Raw genomic sequence first — 3,785 nt, 5'->3', positions numbered from 1 at the left:
TGGAGTTCAGACGTGTGGTATTCGGATCTGGGAATCGGGAATCGGGAATCGGGAATCGGGAATCGGGAATCGGTAATCGGGAATCGGGAATCGGGAATCGGGAATCGGGAATCGGGAATCGGGAATCGGGAATCGTAAAGCTAAATCTGTTACCTGTTGCCTATTACCTGTTCCTCAGTCAACAATCAAGCAACATTAAACCTACCCTTCACCGAACGCCAAAGGCGAACAACATTCAACATTCAACTTTTACCCAACCTTCAACCTTCACCCAACATTCAACCTTCAACCAACATTCAACCTTCAACCAACATTCAACCTTCAACCAACATTCAACCTTCAACCAAATTTAAACCTTCAACCAACTTTCAACCTTCAACAACATCCCAACGAAGCGGTGGGCTAATAATACCTTTTTCGCTATCTTTTGAACGCACTAAAAGCTGATACACATGCCAATGGTAGTCATAGGTATAAGCCCGATTCGGTTCATAAACCCCAACATCAACAAAATACTTACCACCGTTTAAATCTAAGCGGGATAGATGGAGTTTTATTTTTCCTTTACCTTTAATACCTGGTAAGGATGCTCCCATGGTAGTTGTGTTAGTCTCAAGACAGATTTGACCATCTTCAGTGCTAATGATGACACTAAAAATTAGTCCATCAATTGGTTGAAGTGACAAGTACTCAATGTCAATGGCCAAGGAATCACCACTATTAATCTCTAAGCTAGGTAACAGCAGCACATCGGTAATTTCTACTTCTAGAGAGCCAAACCGGTTTTCATTCATTCGCAGTTCCACACCAGACCTAGTCAGTTGGGCAGGTCTGTTGGGAGTAGGTTGCTGGGTTTGCGATCGCATTTGATTGACATACTGTCCTGCTACCACTTTTGGCTCACCGTAAGCCATGATTTGTCCTTGTTGTAGCCACAAAGCGCGATCGCAAAGTTGCTCAATTTGCTCGCTACTGTGAGAAATTAGGACAATAGCACAGCCAGACTCTTTCAACTGAGCAATTCGTTCCAAGCACTTAGCCTGAAATGCCAAATCCCCAACGGACAGAAACTCATCAACTAGCATCACATCTGGGTCTGTGTGTACAGCCACCGAAAACGCCAGCCGCATCTGCATCCCTGTACTATAAGTGCGGACTGGGTTATCGATAAACTGCTCAAGTTCAGCAAACGTCACGATTTCATCAAAACGCCGCCCCACCTCTTGACGAGTAAGACCTGCTACAACACCACTAACAAAAGCGTTTTCTCGCCCAGTCAAATCTGGATGGAAACCAGCCCCCAAATCCAGCAGCGCTCCAATGGAGCCATTAACCCTAACCTTCCCTTCATCCGGTTTTCCAACCCCACCAATCAAGCGCAATAACGTTGATTTACCTGCTCCATTGTGACCGAGAATGCCTAGCATTTGGCCTGGGGAAACCTTGAACGTAATATTCCGCAACGCCCAAAACCCTTCCGCTGCCATAATATGCCGAAAACCCGACAGCGCCGCCTCCATAATAGTAAGCGGTCGCTCAGGATGATAGTAGTTAAAGCGTTTACCGAGTCCTTGAACAATAATTGCATCAACCATCTATAATTCCTCCACAAAGCGATCGCTCTGCCACCGGAAAATTTGAAGACCGATAGGTAAAAACACTGCCGTGACCAAAGCCATAACTAGCAGAGCTATCCAATCCGGTGGTGTTCCTTTAATTAGTACAGCGCGATAGGCGGTAACCAGATGCACCATCGGGTTAAGGTAATAGAAAAACTGGTAATTTTTGGGCACATTAGTAATTTCATAAAAAATAGGTGTGAGATAAAAAAACAGCTGTAGAAGTACACCGATAGTATGCTGGGTGTCGCGAAATATTACATTAAGCCCAGCTAGTATATAGGCTAAACTAATGGTAACGGAAAACTGTAGAGCTTGTAGGATTGGTAACAGTATAATTACTGGCTGTAGCTGAACACCATCGATTAACAGAAAGATAACTAATATTGGCAGGGCTAGAATAAAGTGAATCAGACCTGTTGTTACGGTAACCACCGGTAAGATAGCGTTGGGAAAACCCGGTTGTCGGATCAGGGGGCGATTACTAATAATCACCCCAGTGGCTTGAAAAAGAGACGTGTTAAACCATGTCCATACCAACAAACCAGAAAATGCAAAGGAGGTATATTGAGGAATATCAACCGACAATACAAAACGGAAAACAAAGGAAAATACAGCTAGCTGGAGTAGTGGATTAAGCAGCATCCAAGCTACTCCCAAAACTGACCGTTTGTAGAGTAGCTTCATCTCCCGATTAACTAGCTCTCGTAGCAAATCATAGAGATAAGAAAGCCGCCACTTGTAAAATTGTTTGAGTTTTGATTTTCGATGTTGTATTGAAGACATTGGAGTAATATAGCATTTGACAGCAGTTGTCAATTGGTTTAGGTAATTTCGCCCTCCCTGGTTTTTAGAGAGCAGGGAGCAGGGAGCAGGGAGCAGGGAGCAGTAAATAGGGAATAGTAGGAAATAGATCCGATTATTTGATGATCTATTTTCAAATGCTATATTACTATTTTTTTAGACTTTAATAAAGCAGTAAATTAAAGCTTGATAGGGCTTTATTTAACCCATTGTGATTTAATTTTTTAGTTATTCAAAAAAACTTAAAACCTTGATTAAATAAAAGTTTCAGTCTTTGGCTGAGATTATTGTTTTACGAGAGTGAAACAATATTGTGATAATTTTTGTTCCCTACTCCCTACTCCCTACTCCCGACTCCCGACTCCCGACTCCCGACTCCCGACTCCCTACTCCCGACTCCCGACTCCCGACTCCCTACTCCCTTTGCTATACGACCTTCACGTTTAACCCGCAGATGGGACTGCCACAAAGACCAAACTCCAGCCAGATTACCTGTCATTTCCAACCAGATTAGGGAGATTGGATAATCGCTCCAACCTCTGAGCCGTTGATAGATGCGAGATAAATGAGCAAGTGGCAATCCCAGCACTATTTGCACCAATCCTCGCCAATCCCCATCCTGTAGCCATGTGGTCAGATTGTAAGCAACATGACCTTTACTGTAGTTGTAAAGCTGACGATGTAGCTCTGCCATTTCAGTGCGATGCTTATGCCAGACATAAGCGCTTGGCTCATAGATGAGGGTGTAGCCAGCTTTAAGTACTTTATAGAATAAGTAAGTATCTTCACCAACTCCTGAAGGCATACCGGGACCGAGGGCTTCGTTCATTAGACCAATCTTGGGATGACTAAAGATACTGGCACGAAAAGCAGCATTAGCGGTTGCTCCTAACTGCCAAGTTGGTACAGCATGGCGTGAAAAGGATTCAAACCAATCTCCGTTAACCTCAAACTCCTCAAAGCCCCGTCCCAAGCCGCCATAATTTTCAAAACACTGCTGGGCATTGGTTTCCAACTGTAGGGGCAAAACATTACCTGTGACAATCATCACATCCGCTCTAGCAAAAGGAGCGATTAGTTTTTCTAACCAATCCGGTGGCACAGTAACATCATCATCCGTCGCAATCACAATATCCCCAGTACTAGCAACAAAGCCAGCATTGCGAGCATAAGCTAGTCCCTGACGGGATTCACTAACTAAGACAACATCAGGAAACTCAGCAACCACTGGTGGAGTCAAACCAGAAGCGAGATGATTATCAACTACAATAATTTCCAATTGTCGAGTATACTTTTGGGCAACTATGCTGCACAAACACCTCCGCAAATCTTGGGGTCGATCATAGGTAGCGATGATAATAA

Annotated in this window: 4 protein-coding genes; 1 reads left to right on the top strand and 3 read right to left on the bottom strand. The window is 43.9% G+C overall.

What is annotated here, in order from left to right:
- Positions 1 to 353 (top strand): hypothetical protein (locus tag F6K20_RS28425; RefSeq protein WP_287296903.1); only part of this gene is annotated, 353 nt, incomplete at its 5' end.
- Positions 354 to 368: 15 nt separating this feature from the next.
- Here the strand turns inward: F6K20_RS28425 and F6K20_RS28420 are convergent.
- From F6K20_RS28420 to F6K20_RS28410, 3 genes are all read right to left on the bottom strand, one after another.
- Positions 369 to 1,595 carry an ABC transporter ATP-binding protein gene (locus F6K20_RS28420; protein WP_008178601.1) on the bottom strand — a complete coding sequence of 409 codons (1,227 nt, stop codon included), beginning with the start codon at positions 1,593 to 1,595 and terminating at the stop codon, positions 369 to 371.
- Positions 1,596 to 2,405 carry an ABC transporter permease gene (locus tag F6K20_RS28415; protein WP_008178603.1) on the bottom strand — a complete coding sequence of 270 codons (810 nt, stop codon included), beginning with the start codon at positions 2,403 to 2,405 and terminating at the stop codon, positions 1,596 to 1,598.
- A 355-nt stretch (positions 2,406 to 2,760) separates the two neighbouring features.
- Positions 2,761 to 3,785, bottom strand: a 1,025-nt coding sequence (locus tag F6K20_RS28410; RefSeq protein ID WP_287296902.1) for a glycosyltransferase family 2 protein, incomplete at its 5' end; no start/stop codon positions are given.

This window comes from Moorena sp. SIO2C4 (assembly GCF_010672485.1).
In the GTDB taxonomy this organism is placed as follows: Bacteria; Cyanobacteriota; Cyanobacteriia; order Cyanobacteriales; family Coleofasciculaceae; genus Moorena; species Moorena producens.
This window is presented reverse-complemented; position numbering and strand designations above follow the sequence as displayed.